Source organism: Pseudomonas fluorescens (assembly GCF_000968015.1).
In the GTDB taxonomy this organism is placed as follows: domain Bacteria; phylum Pseudomonadota; class Gammaproteobacteria; order Pseudomonadales; family Pseudomonadaceae; genus Aquipseudomonas; species Aquipseudomonas fluorescens_W.
Genome location: NZ_LACH01000133.1, coordinates 1 through 636, shown reverse-complemented (window position 1 = coordinate 636; position 636 = coordinate 1). Strand labels below are relative to the sequence as shown.

The 636-nt window shown below is 55.7% G+C and carries 1 pseudogene; it reads left to right on the top strand.

Features of this window, described 5'->3' with window-relative positions:
• Nucleotides 1–636: pseudogene (locus VD17_RS31125) on the top strand (copper oxidase); the annotation flags it as partial.

Here is a 636-nt window from a genome sequence, read left to right as displayed (position 1 = left end):
TATGACGTGATCGTAGAACCTGCCAGCGAAGAGGCTTACACAATCTTCGCCCAGTCCATGGATAGAACCGGTTATGCACGTGGGACCTTGGCAGTTCGCGAAGGATTAAAGGCACAAGTACCTGCGATCGATCCTCGGCCGCTTTTGACCATGGATGACATGGGTATGGGCGGTATGGCGGGCATGGACCATGGCAGCATGGCTGGTATGGGCGGCGGCGATATGAAACAAGGTGACATGTCAGGCATGGCTGGTATGGACCACAGCAAAATGGCGGGAATGGACCAAAGTGACATGACCGGGATGACCGGCATGGACAGCGGTGACATGACTAACATGGCCGGTATGGACCACAGCAAGATGGCGGGAATGGACAAAGGCGACATGTCCAACATGGCCGGCATGGACCACAGCAAGATGGCAGGGATGGGCGGTATGGGTGGCGAAATGCAGACTCACCCCGCGTCCGAAACCAACAACCCGTTGGTTGACATGCAAGCCATGAACCCTACGCCAAAGCTAAACGATCCAGGCATCGGTTTGCGGAACAATGGTCGTCGAGTGCTCACCTACTCAGACCTGAAAAGCACTTTCCAAGACCCTGACGGTCGCGAGCCCAATCGCACCATTGAGCTT